Below are 16,769 nucleotides of genomic sequence, written 5' to 3' on the forward strand. Positions count from 1 at the left end.
CTGGGACGTCCTCCCCCATCGACGGATTTATCCCGTCACCTTAGTGGGCGCCGGGGCCGGGGCGCGGACGGCTCGACGGGCGCGTACGCCCGGTCGATGCGGGCGCGCAGCCGCTCGGCGCCGTGGACGGGGCACGTCCAGACGCCGTCCAGTTCGACCAGGCGGGCACCGGGGCCGTCCAGCCACCGCAGGACGCACTCCATCTCCTCCGCGCCCGCACCGCCCGACTCCGCCCCGGCGGGGATGGCGTCAGGCCCGGCGCCGAGTTCGGGCAGGACGGTCTCGGCGGTCGCGATGAGGGCGTCCACGTACGGGCGCGGGTGGGCGCCGCGCGGAACGGTCCCGGCGGCGGCCAGGCGCCCGTGCCGGACCACCGACACCTCCCAGCCGCCGCCGGGGGCGGGCCGGGCCGCGACGAGCTGCGCGCAGCCCGCGAGGGCGCCGAGCCGCTGCGCGCGGGACGCGGCGCGGACGAACGCGGCGAGCCGGTCGCGCTGCGCGGCGGCCTCCTCGTAGCGCAGTTCGACGGCGAGCCGGTCGATGCGGGCGGTCGCGGCGGCGGCCACGGGACGCACGTCCCCCGCGAACACCGACCGCACGGCGGCGGCGTGCCCGGCGTACCGCTCGGGCGTCTCGTGGCCGGTGCAGGGCGCGCCGCAGCGGCCGAGGTCGGCGAGCGCGCAGGTCTGGGCCTTGCCGCGCTCCACCAGCGCGAGCGTGAGCCGCTGCGTGCACTGGCGCAGCGGGACGGCCTCGTGCAGCGCCGCCCTCGCCTCCTCGGCCTGGCGGCGCGAGCCGAGCGGCCCGAGGTAGGCGGCGCCGTCCGGGCGCCGCTCCCGGACGATCGACAGGCGCGGGAACGGCTCCACGGTCAGCTTCAGCCACACGACGCGCTCGGGGAACTTGGACCGCCGGTTGTAGCGCGGCTTGTGCGCGGCGATGAGGCGCAGCTCGCGGACCTCGGCCTCCAGCCCCGTCGCGCACACGATGGGCCGGACGCGCTCGGCCAGCCCGACCATCTCGCGGGCGCGCCAGCGGGTCTCCGAGCCGGTGAAGTAGCTGCGGACGCGGCTGCGCAGGTCGCCGCTCTTGCCGACGTAGAGCACCTCGCCGCGCGCGTCCTCGAACAGGTAGACGCCGGGCGCGCTCGGGACGTCGTCGGCCAGGTGCCGCTTGCCGCGCTGCTCGGGCGTCGGGGCCTTGGCGAAGCCGCGCAGTTCCTCCAGGGACGTGACGCCGAACGAGCCGAGCCGCTCGATGAGGCCGTGCAGGACGTCCACGGTGGCGCGGGCGTCGTCCAGCGCGCGGTGGTTCGGGGTCGTCGCGGCGCGGAAGTGCCGGGCCAGCGTCTCCAGCTTGCAGTTGGGGACCTCGTCGCGGGTGAGGACGCGGCGGGCGAGGTCCACGGTGTCCACGACGGGGAAGCCCGGCCACGGCCGTTCCCGCTCGGCGCACGCCGCCTTCAGGAAACCGATGTCGAACGGCGCGTTATGCGCGACGAGAACACAGCCCCGCGCGAATTCCAGGAATGCGGGAAGGACCTCGGCGATGCGCGGCGCGGCGTACACCATCTGCTGGGTGATGCCGGTGAGCGCGGTGATGAACGGCGGAATGGGCGCGCCCGGGTCGACCAGCGTCCCGAATTCCCCGAGTTCCACGCCGCCGCGCACCTTCACGGCGCCGATCTCGGTGATGGCCGAGTCCCGCGCGGATCCCCCGGTGGTCTCCAGGTCCACGACGACGAACGTGACGTCGGCGAGGGGGGTCCCGAGGTCGTCCAGAGTGCCCTGGACGCCGCTCGGCACGGGCGGAAGGGCTTTCGCAGGCGGCATGACGGCGACGGTAAAGGACGCCACCGACAAACGGCCGTCCGTGCGGCGCGGCGGGCCGCCGACATGCGGAATCGGGGGTCGCCGACGGCGGCGCTAGGGTGTTCACTTCCCGGTTAGCAGGTGCCACCGCCGGGAAGTACTCAGCGCACCGGTGGCGGGTCCGAGAGGAGCGGGATCATCGACAGCGGTCCGGATGCGGAGGGACGGCTGGACCGTCCGCTGCCCGACGCCGTCCGGCAGCGCGTCGTGGAGGCCGCGGCCGAGGTCCTCGGCGCCCTGCCGGCCGACGCGGTCCCGGCGCGGCTGCGCCCGTTCGCCCGGTTCGAGCGCCGCAAGCGCCGCAAGCTCGGCGGGTCGGCGATCGCGGCCGTCCTGGAGGGCGACGCCGACTTCCGGGGCCGGGTCGCCGAGGCGCTGCGCGGCGCCCAGCCCGAGCTGGTCGCGGCGGTCGAGGCCGGGGAGCGCCCGCCCGCGGCCGATCCGGTGCAGGTGGCGGCGCTGGCGTACCTGCTGCGCCCGGCGGACTGGACGGACGCGGTCGACGCCGTCCACGCGGAACTGGCGGCGTCCCGGGACGAGTCGCGCGAGCGGGCGGCGGCGCGCGAGCTGGAGGCGCTGCGCGCCGAGCTGGCGGCGGCGCGCGCCGAGCGGGCCGCCGAGTCCGAGCGGCTGCGCGCCGAGCTGCGCGCGGCCAAGACCGAGAACGCCGACCTGCGCCGCCGGCTGCACGAGACGCGGCTGCGGCTGAAGGCCGAGCAGACGCGGGCCGAGACGCTCGCGACCGAGGCGGGCGCGGAGCGGGCGACGGCGCGCGACTCGGCGGCGGCGGCCGACAAGGAGCTGCGCCGGATGCGGGTCCGGACCGAGCGCGCCGAGGCGGCCGTGGAGGCGGCGCGGCGCGCGGCGCGCGAGGGCCGCAACGCCGACGAGGTCCGGCTGCGGGTCCTGCTGGACGCCCTGGTGGACGCCGCGCAGGGCCTGCGCCGGGAGCTGGCGCTGCCGACGCTGATCGAACGTCCGGCCGACGCCGTGCGCGGCCTCGACCCGGGTCCGCCGACGCCCGCGTCGCTGCCCGGCCGCGCCCTCGCCGACGACGATCCGCAACTGCTCGACCGGCTGCTCGCGCTACCCCGCGTCCATCTGGTCGTGGACGGCTACAACGTCACCAAGACCGGCTACGGCGGGCTGCCGCTGGCCGACCAGCGCGCCCGGCTGCTGTCGGGCCTCGGCGGCCTGGCGGCCCAGACGCGCGCCGAGGTGACCTGCGTGTTCGACGGAGCCGAACTCGACGCGCCGGTGCCGATCTCGGCGCCGCGCGGGGTGCGGGTGAAGTTCAGTCCACCCGGGACGACGGCGGACGAGCTGATCGGCGAACTCGTCCGGGCCGAGCCGCCGGGACGGGCCGTCGTGGTGGTCTCGGCGGACCGCGAGGTGGCGGACGCGGCACGGCGCGCGGGGGCCCGTCCGGCGCCGTCCCGGCTGCTGCTGCGCCGCCTCGGCCGGGCCTGACCGCCACCGCTTTCGAGCTGCGGGTCGTCACCAGTGGTGATCATGTGATCACCACTCGCGGACAATTGGCTTGATTTTTGGTTATTAGTGAGGAATCGGTTGTAGGTGGTGTGGGGTCTCGCTAGGGTCGGCCGCTGACGTCGTGGATCGAGAGGGGCAAGCCGAACCGTGGCCGAAGACGATCTCACCCGGGGCTCCGTGGTGACGCGGAGCGCGCCGGACACACGCCGGAGAGGCCGCAAGCGCCGTCTGACGGCCGCCGCCTGCCTGGCGGTCGCCTTCTCCCTGCCGCTTCCGATGACCGCGCACGCGGCGCCGAAGCCCACCGAGGCCGAGACGAAGAAGAAGATCGAGAAGCTCAACGAGAAGTCCGACGCGGCCGTCGAGCGCTACAACCAGGCCACCGAACGGCTGAAGGCCGCGAAGAAGAAGCTCGACGCGGCGCGCAAGGCGAGCAAGGCCGAGGAGCAGGCGTTCGAGAAGGAGCGCCAGCACATCGCCGAACTGGCCGCGACGGCGTACAAGAACAGCGACACCGACGGGCTCGCCGGCTTCGTGGGGAGCAAGGACCCGCAGGCCATCCTGGACCAGTCGTCCATCCTGACCCACCTGTCGCAGAACCGCGACGCCGAGCTGGCCCAGTACGTCGCGGCCGTGCAGCGTCTCAAGCGCGAGCAGGAGCAGGCCCAGCAGGCCTACGACGACTACACGTCCAAGACGAAGGACGCCCGTAAAGAGAAGCAGAACGTCGACAAGCAGCTCGCCCAGCAGAAGAAGATCCTGGCGAAGTTCGGCGTCAAGAACGACAAGCCCGGCACCGGGGCGGGCGGGACGTACACCGGACCGGCGTCCGGCAGCGCGCGGGCGGCCCTGAACTTCGCCTACGCCCAGCTCGGCAAGCCGTACGTGTACGGCGCCGCCGGCCCGAACTCCTACGACTGCTCGGGGCTGACGATGCGGTCGTGGGGCGCGGCGGGCGTCAACATCACCCGGACGACGAACAGCCAGTGGGCCGCGACGAAGCGCGTCTCGCAGAGCGACCTCCAGGCCGGTGACCTGGTGTTCTTCAACAGCCTCGGCCACGTCGGCATGTACGTCGGCGGCGGGAAGATCATTCACGCGCCGCACACCGGCACCGTGGTCAAGATCGTGCCGCTGTCGTCCATGCCCGGCTACTACGGCGCGGGACGTCCCTGACGGCCCACCCCGGACGACCGACGGCCCAGGTACTCTGACCTGGGCCGTCGCTGTTTTTGTGGAAGATTTGCCTTTCCTGGGGCGTTTGGTACCTTGAGTGCCACTTGTCGGTGTCAGCCAGTCATCGGCGCAGGTCACGACACGTTCCACGTGCCGCGGCCCCGGTGCGGCGCCCACCAGCCGCCGCGCCCCGCAGGACGGCCGGCCCGGCCGCGTGCGCACGCCCGACGCGTGCATGGCGCCGAGAGCGCGTCACGACGGCCAGCAACGGGCTTCCGGCCCGGACGGTTCAGCGCCGTCCACGACCACATGTCAGCGCCGCTCGTCCCCCGCAGGAACCTGCGGACTCCACGGGCCCCATCACGCCCGTCCCGGCGAAGCGGCAGCGCCGAATCCGCGATGGCGGAACCGGGGACCCATCCGCCGCGCACGATCCCGCACCGGGACGCGCGGCACGGGGTGAATCGGCCCTCTCGGGGGCCGTAGGGCAGCTTCCACGCCCGAACCCGACAGCTAACCCGGCAGGCGTCTGGAAGAAGGAGCGACCCTGTCCAGCAGAGTTGTCACCACGTCCCGCCGTGCTCCGATCACGGCACCGTCCGACCTCTCCCCCAGACCCGCCGCACCGGCGGGCACCGCGCCCCCGGCCGTGCCGGGGACCGGCGTTCATGAGCGGACCGCCGCGCGCGGCTCCGTCCTCGGGACCACCGGCGCGGACTGATCCCACCGCCCCGCGAGGGGCCGTGCGCAGACCGCGCGTCCCGTGACGCGACAGCGCATCCTCATCCGGGGCCGTTCCCGGCCCCTCTCCCGGCGGAAGACGCCCGGAGGAACAGCCCAGAACCATCATCGGGCGCGCACCCGCGCGCCCACCGCCGAGTCCGCGGGAACGCCCGTCCGGCGTTCCCGCGGAGCCGGGGACCCACTGTGTCCTCATCCGGGGTGAATCGGCCCGTCACGGGCCGTAGGGCGGCTTCCACGCCCGAACCCGTCAGCTAACCCGGCAGGCGGTCATGGAAGCGAGGAGTAGACCCGCTCATGAACGGCAAGCATCGCAAACCCCGTCCGCTCACCGTCGCCGCGCGCACGACCGGCGCACTGGTGGCGGGTGCCGCGCTCGTCGGCACCGTCGCCGCGACGGCGCAGGCCGCCGTGCCGGTTCCCGGCAAGGACGCCCCGCAGGGCGCCCTGTCGGTCGCCGGGACGGCCGTCCAGCCCAAGGGGGGCCCGGTGGGGCTCCCGCAGGAGCGGAGGGTCCGGCAGGACGACCCGAAGACCGAAGCGCCGAAGGCCGACGCCCCCTCCGACGAGGGCGACGGCGGCACCGAGGCGCCGAGCACCGGACGGCCCACCGCGCACGACGCCATCCGGCTCGCCGAGTCCCAGGTCGGCGTCTCCGAGAGCCGCCACGGGAACACCAAGTTCCAGGACTGGTACATGACCACCGACCGCGCCCGTGAGACCGTCCGCCGCGACGGCGGCTCGGTCGGCGCCTACCGGGGCGCGAACTGGTGCGACATGTTCGTGTCCTGGGTCGGCGAGAAGATCGGGTTCACCGACCAGTTCGGGTCGGACGCGTGGACCGTCGAGCACGCCGACTGGTTCAAGGAGAACGGCCGGTGGGGCACCAAGCCCAAGCCGGGCGCGATCGTCTTCTTCGACTGGAACGGCGGCGGCTCCATCGACGGCATCGAGCACGTCGGGATGGTCGTCAAGGACAACCGGAACGGCACGATCGACACCGTCGAGGGCAACGCGGGCAACGCCGTCCGCAAGGAGACCCGCGACACCGGCTCGGTGGTCGGGTACGGCTATCCGAACTACCGGCGGTGAGCCGGACCTTCGGTGAAGCTCACTAGGATCGCCCGCATGACGGACGATCCCGGCGACGGGGCCCCGCGCCCGGCGTCCGCCCGACGGCGGATCGCCCTCGGCGCGGGGCTCTGCGTCGTCCTGTGCCTGCTCGCGGCGTACGCGTTCGCCGCGCGCGGGCACGATCGCCCGGCGCCGGTGGCCGCGCCGAGCCCCGCCGCCGCCCGCGCGCCGCGTCCGGCCGACGTCCGGACGGTCCTCGCCAACCGGGCCGCCGCCGTCCGCGCCGGGGACCGCGCCCGCTTCCTCGCCACCGTCGCGTCCGCGCCCGCCGCGTTCCGGGACGCCCAGGGTCGCGTCTTCGACAACCTGCGCCGCCTGCCCCTCGCGACCTGGGGCGAGCACTACGAGAGCGCCGACGGGACGACCGTCGCGGTCGCCGTCCGGTACCGGTTCGCCGGCTACGACCGCGCCGACGTCGTCCGCGAGCGCCACCTGACGTTCGCGTCCCGGTCCGGCGCCTGGACGATCACCGGGTCCGGCGCGGGCGACGCCCCCGAGATCTGGGACGGCGGCCCGCTCACCGTCGTGCGCGGCGCGTCCAGCCTCGTCGTCGGGGACGCCGCCGGGCTCGACCAGATCGCCGGGCTGCTCGACCGCGCCGTGCCCGCCGTCACCGCCGTGACCGGACGCGACTGGGCCCGCCGCGTCGTCGCCCTCGCGCCCGCGCAGCCCGCCGTGGCCGCCGCGCTCGCCGGCGACGACCAGGACCTCGGCCAGATCGCCGCGCTCGCGACCGTCGCGCCCGGCGCCGACGGCTCGCCCGGCGACGACCGCGTCCTCATCGCGCCCGGCACGTTCGCCCGGCTCAACCCGCTCGGCCGCCGCGTCGTCCTCACCCACGAGCTGACGCACGTCGCGACCGGCGGCGCGCACGACGGCCGCACCCCGCTGTGGCTCATCGAGGGCTTCGCCGACTACGTGGGGTACCGGGACGCGAAGGTTTCCGTCCGGGCCGCCGCCGGGGAACTGGCCGCCGACGTGCGCGCCGGACGCGTCCCGGGCTCGCTCCCGTCCCGCGCCGCGTTCGGCTCGGGCTCCGCGGACCTCGCGCAGTCCTACCAGGAGGCGTGGCTCGCCTGCCGCATGATCGCCGAGCGGTACGGTGAGGCGACGCTCGTCCGGCTCTACCGCGCCGCCGGACGCCGCGACGAGGGCGCCGCGCTGCGCGACGTCCTCGGGACGAGCCGGGCCGGGTTCACCGCCGCGTGGCGCGACTACCTGCGGAAGGAACTGCGTTGAGCGGACCGGACACGCGCCGTCCCCGGATCGCCGCCGCCGTCGCCGCCGCGCTGCTGCTGCTCGCCGTCGCCGCCGTCCTCGCCGCGAGCACGCCGTGGCGGACGCTGCCGGGCGGTGCGCCGCACGTCCGGCCCGACCCCGCCCTGGACTTCTCCGCCCCCGAGGTCGCCCGCGCCCGCGCGTTCGACGCCGCGATCAACCCGCCCGCCTACCTCTCGCTCGGCCTCGGCCTGCTCGCGGTGCTCGTCCTCGGGCTGACGCCGCTCGGCGCGCGGCTGCTGCGCGCGACGGCCGCCCGCGTCCGCCCGTGGCCGCTGCGCGTGCTCCTCGGCGTGGTCGTGCTGACGACCGTGCTGCGGCTGGTCGGGCTGCCGTTCCGGTGGTGGAGCCACGACGTCCTGGACCGGTACGGGCTGTCCACGCAGGCCGTCCCGGCGTGGCTCGCCGACCAGGGCAAGTCCCTCGCCGTCACCTGGGTGATCTACACGGTCGCGTTGCTGCCCCTGTTCGCGCTGCTGCGGCGCTTCCCGCGCTACTGGTGGACGGGCGCGGCGCTCGGCGCGTTCCTGCTCGTCGTGGCGGGCTCGTTCGCCTACCCGGTCGCCGTCGAGCCGCTGTTCAACTCGTTCCACAAGCTCCCGACCGGGGAACTGCGCACCGACCTCATGGCGATGGCGTCGCGGGACGGCGTGCCGGTGAAGGACGTGCTCGTCGCCGACGCGTCCCGCCGCACGACCACGCTCAACGCCTACGTGTCCGGGTTCGGGTCGACGCGGCGGATCGTCGTCTACGACACGCTGCTGTCGTCGCCGCCCGCGCAGATCCGGTCGATCGTCGCGCACGAGCTGGGGCACGCCAAGCACGGCGACGTCCTGTACGGGACGCTCGTCGGCGGGCTCGCCGTCGCGGGCGGCGTGTGCCTGCTCGCCGTGCTGCTGTCGTCGCCGCGCCTGCTGCGCCGCGCCGGGCTGGACCCGCCCGCGCCGGGCCGCGCCGTCGCCGATCCGCGCGCGATCGCGCTCGTGCTCGCGCTCGTCGCCGCCGGGACGCAGCTCGCCGCGCCCGCCGAGAACCTCGTCAGCCGCCGCATCGAGGCCCGCGCCGACGCGCACGCCCTCGACCTCACCCGGGACCCGGCGACGTTCGTGGAGATGCAGCACGAGCTGTCGGTCCGCAACATCGACGACCTCCGCCCGGACGTCCTCGAACGGCTGCTGTGGATGACGCATCCGTCCGGCCCCGAGCGGATCGCGATGGCGCGCTCCTGGTCCCGGCTGCACCACGACGCGGAACCGCCCCCGTTCGCCCACCGCTGACGGCGGGCGAACGGGGGCGGCCCCCGGAGTTCTCGATCAGGCCGGGGGACGCGACACCGCGCCCGCCTCCGACCCGGCCGGCGCCCCGCCGCCCCCGGCGTTCGCGCCCGCCTCCGCCGCTGGCGCGCCCGCGCTCGGGCCCGTCTGCGACGACTTGTTGAGCGCGCTGCCCTTCATCCACTTCGTCCAGGAGAGCTGCCAGTAGCCCCAGCCGTTGTCCGGCTCCAGCTCCCGGCTCGTCCCGGTGATCGTGTACGGGTCGCCGCGGTAGGAGAAGCGGTAGAACCAGGCCGCGTTCTCGTCGCTGGCGTTGACGCATCCGTGGCTGACGTTGCTGTTGCCCTGCGAGCCCACCGACCACGGCGCCGCGTGGACGTATTCGCCGCTGTTGGATATGCGCACCGCCGAATACACGGTCTGCCGGTAGTAGCCGGGGCAGCCGGGTCCGCAGCCCGTCGTGGACGAGTCCATGACGACCGGGTTCTCCTTCTCCATCGTCAGGTGGACGCCGTTGGTCGTCGTGTGCTCCCGCGACCCGCCCATTCCCATGCTCACCGGAATGCGACGCACCTTGCGGCCGTTCTTCATGACGACCATGTAGTGGCTTTTCGCGCTCGCCTTGCTGATGTGCTCGTCGCCGACCCGGAACCGCACCGTCTGGTTCTTGCCGCCCCACAGGTTCTTGGCGACGCGGACGCCCGCCAGATGCGTGCGGAACGTGACGTCGGTGTGCGCGGGCCAGTATTGGCGCGTGCGGAAGACCACGGTCTGGTCCCCGAACCAGTGCCAGGCGCCTTCCGCGGGCTTGCTGGACTGGATCTCCAGCCCCCGCTCGACGGCCGCCTTGTCGCTCACCGGGCTCGCGAAGTTGAGGATGACCGGCATGCCCACGCCGACCGTCTCCCGGTTGTTCGGCGCCTCCAGCGAGGACGCCAGCGACGGCCCGGCCTTCGCCGTCCGGAACTTGCTCGTGATCGTGCGCGTGCGCCCGTCACGGCCGAGGCCCGTCACCGTGACCTGGTAGTCCGCGCTCGGCGTCAGCGTCCAGCGCGACCGCCAGCTCGTCCGGTCCGGGGACGCCTCCCCGATCATCTGCTCGCCCGCCGACGTGACGGTCACGTTCTGGACCGTTCCGTTCTTGGCCCGCACGCTGATCGGACGGTCCGGCGGAACCGCCGCGCCGCCGCTCTGCGCGGGCGACACCGCCAGTTCCAGCAGATCGCCCCGGACGACCTTCGTTCCCGCGCAGCCGGCCGTCCCCGCCACGAGAACGCCCCCCATCGCCGCCGCGGTGGCCCAGCGGCCTTTTCCCTTCCCTGCTGAGACGCCGACTCGCACCGTCAACTCCCCCGTTGTCACCCCTTGGTGCCAGCGATCTTGCCCAGCAAGAAGGGGGCCGATGCTCGCGAAGAACGCGAAACACCGGCCCCCTGGGAGTGTCTTTGCCGACTAGTGGGCGAAGTGTCCCCGGTAGTACTCGAAGACGAATCCGATGGTCGACATCAGGATCGCCGCGACGCCGAGGAACACCAGCCACCACCCGAACACGACGCCGAGGGCGATCGCCGCCGCCGACATCCCGACGAACAGCGGCCACCAGCTGTGCGGGCTGAAGAAGCCCAGCTCGCCGGCCGCGTCCGCGATCTCGCCCTCGGGGTCGTCCTCGTAGAGCGGGCCGCCGTTGGAGTTCTCCAGCCGCCGGATCGTGAAGTGGATGTAGAAGCCGATCAGCCCGGCCAGGCCGACCGCCAGCGCCATCGCCGTGGTGCCCGTCCAGTCCCCCGACCACAGCCAGTAGACGACGTCGGTGACGAGGAAGAAGATCGCGCACCCGTAGAACATGAACGCCTGAACGCGCATCGGACTACTCTCCCTTCGTCCCGGCCGTCACGGACTTCGCCCCGACGTGCGGGTGGTGGAGGTCGAACGCGGGCCGCTCGGAGCGGATCCGCGGAATCGAGTTGAAGTTGTGCCGCGGCGGCGGGCAGGACGTCGCCCATTCGAGCGAGTTGCCGTAGCCCCACGGGTCGTCGACCTCGACGCGCCTGCCCTTCTTCGCCGTGATGTACACGTTGTAGAAGAACGGCAGGAGCGAGATCGCCAGGATGAACGAGAACACGCTGGACAGCTCGTTCAGGCCCTGGAACTCCTTGGCGTAGTCGGCGTACCGGCGCGGCATGCCCTCGGCGCCCAGCCAGTGCTGGACGAGGAACGTGCCGTGGAAGCCGATGAACAGCAGCCAGAAGTGCACCTTGCCGAGCGTGTCGTTCAGCATCTTGCCGGTGAACTTCGGCCACCAGAAGTAGAAGCCCGCGAACATCGCGAACACGACCGTCCCGAACACGACGTAGTGGAAGTGCGCCACCACGAAGTAGGAGTCCGAGAGCTGGAAGTCCATCGGCGGCGACGCGAGGATGACGCCGGTCAGGCCGCCGAACAGGAACGTCACGAGGAACCCGATCGACCACAGCATCGGCGACTCGAACGTGAGCTGCCCGCGCCAGATCGTGCCGATCCAGTTGAAGAACTTCACGCCCGTCGGCACCGCGATGAGGAACGTCATGAACGAGAAGAACGGCAGCAGCACCTGGCCGGTCACGAACATGTGGTGCGCCCACACGGTGATCGACAGGCCCGCGATGCTGATCGTCGCGAACACCAGGCCGACGTAGCCGAACAGCGGCTTGCGGCTGAACACCGGCAGGATCTCGGTCACGATGCCGAAGAAGGGCAACGCGATGATGTACACCTCTGGATGGCCGAAGAACCAGAAGAGGTGCTGCCAGAGCAGCGCGCCGCCGTGCGAGGCGTCGAACACGTGCGCGCCGAACTTGCGGTCGGCCTCCAGCGCCAGCAGCGCCGCCGCGAGGACGGGGAACGCCAGCAGCACGAGGATCGAGGTCAGCAGGATGTTCCAGGTGAAGATCGGCATCCGGAACATCGTCATGCCGGGGGCGCGCATGCACAGGATCGTCGTGATGAAGTTGACGGCGCCCATGATGGTGCCGAAGCCCGACATCGCGAGGCCCATGACCCACATGTCGCCGCCGATGCCCGGCGAGCGCACCGAGTCCGACAGCGGCGAGTAGGCGAACCAGCCGAAGCTGGCCGCGCCGCCCGGCGTCAGGAACCCGGCGATGACGATGATGCTGCCGAACAGGAACAGCCAGTACGCCAGCATGTTCATGCGCGGGAACGCCACGTCCGGCGCGCCGATCTGCAGCGGCATGATGACGTTGGCGAAGCCCGCGAACAGCGGCGTCGCGAACATCAGCAGCATGATCGTGCCGTGCATGGTGAAGAGCTGGTTGAACTGCTCGTTGCTGAGGAACTGGAGCCCCGGCTTGAACAGCTCGACGCGCATCAGCAGCGCGAGCACGCCGCCGATCAGGAACATCACGAAGGACGTGATGAGGTAGAGGTAGCCGATCACCTTGTGGTCGGTGGACGACATCCAGGAGGCGATCAGGCGCCCCTTGGTCGTCCGCGACGCGGCGATCGGCGCGCTCGGTGCGTGACTGACCGCCGTCACTGGGCACCCCCCGCAACCTTGGCCTGGACCTTGGCATTGTTGATGTACGTCTGGTACTGCTCAGGCGTCACGACGCGGAGCTGGAACAGCATCCGGCTGTGGTCCACGCCGCACAGTTCGGCGCAGCGGCCCTCGTAGGTGCCGGTCTTCTTCGCCGTGAACTCGAACTCGTTCGTGAAGCCGGGCATGACGTCCTTCTTGTACAGGAGCGCCGGGACCCAGAACGAGTGGATCACGTCGTTGGAGTGGAGCCGCACGCGGACCGTCTCGCCCGTCGGAATGGTCAGCACGGGCTTGCGCGGCGCGGGACCGTTGGGGTTCACCGGGGTGCCCACCACGGACGCGACCGTCTGCTCCTGCCCGCCGACCTTCTCCTTGTAGTCGAACTGCCAGCTCCACTGGAAGGCGGTGACGTCGACCGTGACCTTCGGGTTGTTCGTGGTCTTCTCGACGTAGTTCTCGTCGCGCGCGGTGTAAAAGAACAGCACGCCGATGATGACGAACGGGACCGCCGTGTAGAGGATCTCGATCGGCAGGTTGTACCGCACCTGCGGCGGGAGGTCCTCGGAGCGCTTGCGGTGGAACAGCACCGCCCAGATGATCAGGCCCCACACGACCGCGCCGACGGTGAACGCCGCGATCCAGGAGCCCTGCCAGAGCTTCAGCATGCGCTCGGCCTGGTCGCTGATCGGCTCGGGCATCCCGAGACGGGACGCCTCGCCGCTGCAGCCGGTGGCGGTCAGCGCCAGCAGGCCCAGCGCGCCGGCGCCCTTCAAAGCGCGGCGACTGCGCACAGGCGTACGCCGCTCCCTAGAGCGGGTCGGACTCACGGATTGCCTTCCCCACGGATGAACGCCCGGTCGTCCGGGCGGAGAGATCAGTTGTCACACGTGCGAGGGACACACTAGCGCGAGGGTCGCGCCGGGCCCCGATCGGGTGCCGGTTAGTGTTCTCGCGTGGCTACTCACGGCCCGCACGCCGACCGGCCGGGCGTCTACCTGGACGCGGCGTCGAGCGAACCGCTGCTCCCCGCCGCCCGCACCGCGCTGCTCGGCGCGCTGGACGGCGCGTGGGCCGACCCCGCGCGGCTGTACGGCGCGGCGCGCGGGTCGCGGCTCGCGCTGGACCGAGCACGGGCGGACGTCGCGGGGGTCCTCGGGACACGCCCGGACGAGATCGTGTTCACCACGTCCGGCACGCAGGCCGTCCATCTCGGGATGCTGGGCGCGCTCGGCGGACGGCGGCGCGTCGGACGGCACCTGGTCGTGAGCGCGGTCGAGCACTCCAGCGTCCTGCACACGGCCGAGCGGCACGAGGCCGACGGCGGCGAGGTCACGGTCGTCGGGGTGGACCGCGCGGGACGGGTGGACGCGGACGCGTTCGCGTCCGCGCTGCGGCCGGACACGGCGCTGGCGTGCCTGCAGTCGGCGAACCACGAGGTCGGGACCGTCCAGCCGGTGGCCGAGGTCGCGGCGGCGTGCCGCGCGGCGGGCGTGCCGCTGCTGGTGGACGCCGCGCAGTCGGCCGGGCGTGTCGACGTCCCGGCCGGGTGGTCGCTGCTCACCGCGAGCGCGCACAAGTGGGGCGGGCCGCCGGGCGTCGGCGTCCTCGCCGTCCGCAAGGGGACGCGGTGGCGCTCCCCGCTGCCCGATGACGAGCGCGAGGCGCGCCGGGTGCCGGGCTTTGAGAACGTGCCCGGCGCCGTCGCCGCCGCCGCCGCGCTGACGGCGCTGCACGCGGCGCGCGCGACGGAGGGGCCGCGCCTGTCCGCGCTGGTGGAGCGCATCAGGACCGAGGTGGCGCGTACGATCGAGGACGTGGAAGTGGTCGGGGATCCGGTCGCGCGCCTGCCGCACCTGGTGACGTTCTCCTGCCTCTATGTGGCGGGCGAGGCGCTGCTGACCGAACTCGACCGGCTGGGATTCGCGGTTTCGTCGGGAAGTTCGTGCACGGCCGATACGCTGCGACCGAGTCACGTGCTGGAGGCGATGGGAGTGCTCACCCACGGCAACGTCCGGGTGTCGCTGCCGCACGGCACGACGGCCGGCGACGTCGACCGGTTCCTGGCCGTCCTTCCCGCTACCGTGACCCGCCTGCGCAGGTCGGCGGGGGTGGGCGGCGTATGAGCGCGGTCCGCCGCCGGGGCCGCGCGGTCCGCGCCGACGTCCCGTTCCACGCCGACACAGGGAGGCGGACGCTTCCATGAGGTTCCGAGGCCGCACGCGCCGGGAGGCCGCCGAGCCGCTCCCGGCCCCCGTGCCGGAGGCGCCGGCCGGGCCGCCGCCGGCGCTCGTCATCGACGCGCTGGGCCGCAAGTGCCCGATCCCGATCATCATGCTGGCCGAGCGCATCCGGGAGGTCCCGGTGGGCGCGATCATCGCGGTGCTCGCCGACGACGTCGCCGCGCGCACCGACGTGCCCGCGTGGTGCCGGATGAAGTCGCAGGACTTCGTGTGGGAGGAGACCCTGCCGCGCGGCTGGGGCTTCCACATCCGCCGCACGTACTGACCGGCGCCCCGGGCGGGCCGCGCCCGCCCGGGGACCTCCGGTGTCAGGCGGGCAGGTGCGGGGCGATCTCGGCCGCCGCGTCCGCGCCGTACACGCCGGTCAGGCGGTCGAGGAACCCGTCCCGCGTGATCGTGTACTCCTGCGGGCCGGCCGTCTCCAGGACGTAGGCCGCGACGACGTTGCCGACCTGCGCGGCGCGCGTCAGCGGCAGCCCCCAGTGGACGGCCGACAGGAACCCGGCGCGGAACGCGTCGCCGCCGCCGGTCGGGTCGACGACGTTCTCGACCATCACGGCCGGGACGTGCACGCCCTCCTCACCGGCCCGGTCGATCTGCGCGCCCTTGGCGCCGAGGGTGGTGATCCGGACGCCGACGCGCGACAGCACGTCCGCGTCGGACCAGCCGGTCTTCTCCTCGCAGAGCGCCTTCTCGTACTCGTTGGTGAACAGGTAGGCGGCGCCGTCCACGAGCCGGCGGACGTCCTCGCCGCCCACCCGGGCGAGCTGCTGGGACGGGTCGGCGGCGAACGGGATGCCGCGGGCGCGGCACTCGTCGCTGTGCCGCAGCATCGCCTCGGGGTCGTTGGGGCTGACCAGGACGAGGTCGAGCCCGCCCGTCCGGTCCGCGATGGGCCCGATCTCGATGTCGCGGGCCTCGCTCATCGCGCCCGCGTAAAAGGTCGCGATCTGGTTCTGGTCGTCGTCGGTGGTGCACAGGAACCGGGCGGTGTGCTTCAGCTCGGACACGTGGACGGACTCGGTGTCCACGCCGTGCCGCTCCAGCCAGGACCGGTAGTCGGCGAAGTCGTCGCCGACCGACCCGACGAGGACGGGCCGCAGCCCGAGCACGCCCATCGTGAAGCAGATGTTCGCGGCGACTCCGCCGCGGCGGATCACCAGTTCGTCGGCCAGGAAGGACAGGGAGACGCGGTCGAGCCTGTCGGGCACGAGCTGGTCGGTGAACCGGCCCGGGAAGGTCATCAGGTGGTCGGTGGCGATGGAGCCGGTGACGGCGATGCGCACTGCGTCGCTCTCCTCGTCGGCGGGTCGGGTGGGCACAAACGCCCTTAGCGTACCGACCCGGTGATCTCCGGTCCCTCCCCGCGCATGCGCAAGGGCGGCCCGGAGCCCGCTCCGGAACCGCCCTCGGCCGCGCTCGTCCTAGTTGAAGGAGTCGCCGCAGGCGCAGGAGCCCGACGCGTTCGGGTTGTCGATCGTGAAGCCCTGCTTCTCGATCGAGTCCACGAAGTCGATCGTGGCGCCGGTCAGGTACGGGGCGCTCATCCGGTCCACGCGGACGTTCAGGCCGTCGAAGTCCTGGACCTGGTCGCCGTCCATCTCGCGCTCGTCGAAGAAGAGCTGGTAGATCAGGCCGGAGCAGCCGCCGGGCTGGACCGCGACGCGCAGCGCCAGGTCGTCCCGGCCCTCCTGCTCAAGAAGGCCCTTGGCCTTCTCGGCGGCGGCGGCGGTGAGGATCACGCCCTGCGCGGTGTCCTGCGTCGTCTCGCTCGAAACCGTCATTGTTCAGCTCCCGGGTCTCGCTGCGGGCCGCCCGCCCGGGCGGCGCCCTGTCTGTTCGTGGGACGCGTGGCCACGCCTCTTCTCGAAGAACAACGTACCTCGCAGTACGCCCATTCCCTTCGTCCACCAGTGTTTCACGTCGCGTTCGCCCCCGTTCCGGGGCGGGTGTGGGCGGTCGCACACCGCCCCGCCGGACGGGATATGCCGGTTCGTGTGCTTTGATTAGTCGTCAGAGCGACGAT

14 protein-coding genes and 2 riboswitches are annotated in these 16,769 nt (G+C 72.8%); of the genes, 7 read left to right on the top strand and 7 right to left on the bottom strand.

The features are described 5' to 3' along the window. Positions 1-35 precede the first annotated feature (35 nt). Entirely contained in the window at positions 36-1,832 is a 1,797-nt protein-coding gene (locus tag BTM25_RS13780; RefSeq protein ID WP_103564621.1) for a DEDD exonuclease domain-containing protein, read from the bottom strand. A 120-nt stretch (positions 1,833-1,952) separates the two neighbouring features. Here BTM25_RS13780 and BTM25_RS13785 point away from each other — a divergent pair, with 120 nt between their 5' ends. From BTM25_RS13785 to BTM25_RS13805, 5 genes are all read left to right on the top strand, one after another. Then, entirely contained in the window at positions 1,953-3,341 is a 1,389-nt protein-coding gene (locus tag BTM25_RS13785) for an NYN domain-containing protein (RefSeq protein WP_235828396.1), read from the top strand. A gap of 168 nt (positions 3,342-3,509) precedes the next feature. Continuing rightward, positions 3,510-4,538 carry a C40 family peptidase gene (locus tag BTM25_RS13790; protein WP_235828397.1) on the top strand — a complete coding sequence of 343 codons (1,029 nt, stop codon included), beginning with the start codon at positions 3,510-3,512 and terminating at the stop codon, positions 4,536-4,538. A 376-nt stretch (positions 4,539-4,914) separates the two neighbouring features. Further along, a riboswitch (cyclic di-AMP (ydaO/yuaA leader) is annotated at positions 4,915-5,081 on the top strand. 337 nt (positions 5,082-5,418) lie between these two features. Further along, positions 5,419-5,563: riboswitch (cyclic di-AMP (ydaO/yuaA leader) on the top strand. 13 nt (positions 5,564-5,576) lie between these two features. Continuing rightward, positions 5,577-6,371 (top strand): CHAP domain-containing protein, encoded by a 795-nt coding sequence (locus tag BTM25_RS13795; protein WP_103563308.1) that lies wholly within the window; start codon positions 5,577-5,579, stop codon positions 6,369-6,371. 36 nt (positions 6,372-6,407) lie between these two features. Next, on the top strand, positions 6,408-7,652 hold the full coding sequence (locus tag BTM25_RS13800; RefSeq protein WP_103563309.1) for a gluzincin family metallopeptidase: 1,245 nt from the start codon (positions 6,408-6,410) through the stop codon (positions 7,650-7,652). Beyond that, the gene (locus tag BTM25_RS13805; protein ID WP_103563310.1) at positions 7,649-8,968 is read left to right on the top strand and encodes a M48 family metallopeptidase; all 1,320 of its coding nucleotides are present in this window, start codon (positions 7,649-7,651) and stop codon (positions 8,966-8,968) included. Before BTM25_RS13800 ends, BTM25_RS13805 begins: the two co-directional genes overlap by 4 nt. Before the next feature lie 36 nt (positions 8,969-9,004). Here the strand turns inward: BTM25_RS13805 and BTM25_RS13810 are convergent, their stop codons facing one another. The 4 genes from BTM25_RS13810 to ctaC all read right to left on the bottom strand — a co-directional run bounded on the left by BTM25_RS13810 (position 9,005) and on the right by ctaC (position 13,294). After that, positions 9,005-10,249, bottom strand: coding sequence for a L,D-transpeptidase (locus BTM25_RS13810; RefSeq protein WP_103563311.1), 1,245 nt, complete (start codon positions 10,247-10,249; stop codon positions 9,005-9,007). Positions 10,250-10,417: 168 nt separating this feature from the next. Then, positions 10,418-10,828, bottom strand: coding sequence for a cytochrome c oxidase subunit 4 (locus BTM25_RS13815; protein WP_103563312.1), 411 nt, complete (start codon positions 10,826-10,828; stop codon positions 10,418-10,420). A gap of 4 nt (positions 10,829-10,832) precedes the next feature. After that, complete coding sequence (ctaD, locus tag BTM25_RS13820; RefSeq protein WP_103563313.1) at positions 10,833-12,500, bottom strand: aa3-type cytochrome oxidase subunit I; 1,668 nt, start codon at positions 12,498-12,500, stop codon at positions 10,833-10,835. Beyond that, positions 12,497-13,294: an aa3-type cytochrome oxidase subunit II gene (gene ctaC / locus BTM25_RS13825; RefSeq protein ID WP_168212113.1), complete on the bottom strand. Its 798-nt coding sequence runs from the start codon at positions 13,292-13,294 to the stop codon at positions 12,497-12,499. Before ctaC ends, ctaD begins: the two co-directional genes overlap by 4 nt. A 162-nt stretch (positions 13,295-13,456) precedes the next feature. Between ctaC and BTM25_RS13830 the strand changes: the two genes are divergently transcribed. Together BTM25_RS13830 and BTM25_RS13835 are read left to right on the top strand one after the other, a co-directional pair. Next, positions 13,457-14,626: a cysteine desulfurase family protein gene (locus tag BTM25_RS13830; RefSeq protein ID WP_103563315.1), complete on the top strand. Its 1,170-nt coding sequence runs from the start codon at positions 13,457-13,459 to the stop codon at positions 14,624-14,626. A 76-nt stretch (positions 14,627-14,702) separates the two neighbouring features. Next, entirely contained in the window at positions 14,703-15,008 is a 306-nt protein-coding gene (locus BTM25_RS13835) for a sulfurtransferase TusA family protein (RefSeq protein ID WP_103563316.1), read from the top strand. Between the two features lie 43 nt (positions 15,009-15,051). Here BTM25_RS13835 and BTM25_RS13840 read toward each other — a convergent pair whose 3' ends face one another. Together BTM25_RS13840 and BTM25_RS13845 are read right to left on the bottom strand one after the other, a co-directional pair. Further along, a complete protein-coding gene (locus tag BTM25_RS13840; protein WP_103563317.1) occupies positions 15,052-16,029 on the bottom strand; it encodes a carbohydrate kinase family protein in 978 nt (325 codons plus the stop codon). Positions 16,030-16,167: 138 nt separating this feature from the next. After that, entirely contained in the window at positions 16,168-16,527 is a 360-nt protein-coding gene (locus BTM25_RS13845; RefSeq protein ID WP_103563318.1) for a HesB/IscA family protein, read from the bottom strand. Between the last annotated feature and the right edge of the window lie 242 nt (positions 16,528-16,769).

It is taken from the genome of Actinomadura rubteroloni, assembly GCF_002911665.1.
GTDB lineage: Bacteria > Actinomycetota > Actinomycetes > Streptosporangiales > Streptosporangiaceae > Spirillospora > Spirillospora rubteroloni.

Coding starts and splice junctions, on each gene's coding strand:
- BTM25_RS13780 (WP_103564621.1), bottom strand. CDS start 1,832: ATGCCGCCTGCGAAAGCCCTTCCGCCCGTGCCGAGCGGCGTCCAGGGC.
- BTM25_RS13795 (WP_103563308.1), top strand. CDS start 5,577: ATGAACGGCAAGCATCGCAAACCCCGTCCGCTCACCGTCGCCGCGCGC.
- BTM25_RS13800 (WP_103563309.1), top strand. CDS start 6,408: ATGACGGACGATCCCGGCGACGGGGCCCCGCGCCCGGCGTCCGCCCGA.
- BTM25_RS13810 (WP_103563311.1), bottom strand. CDS start 10,249: ATGGGGGGCGTTCTCGTGGCGGGGACGGCCGGCTGCGCGGGAACGAAG.
- BTM25_RS13815 (WP_103563312.1), bottom strand. CDS start 10,828: ATGCGCGTTCAGGCGTTCATGTTCTACGGGTGCGCGATCTTCTTCCTC.
- BTM25_RS13835 (WP_103563316.1), top strand. CDS start 14,703: ATGAGGTTCCGAGGCCGCACGCGCCGGGAGGCCGCCGAGCCGCTCCCG.
- BTM25_RS13845 (WP_103563318.1), bottom strand. CDS start 16,527: ATGACGGTTTCGAGCGAGACGACGCAGGACACCGCGCAGGGCGTGATC.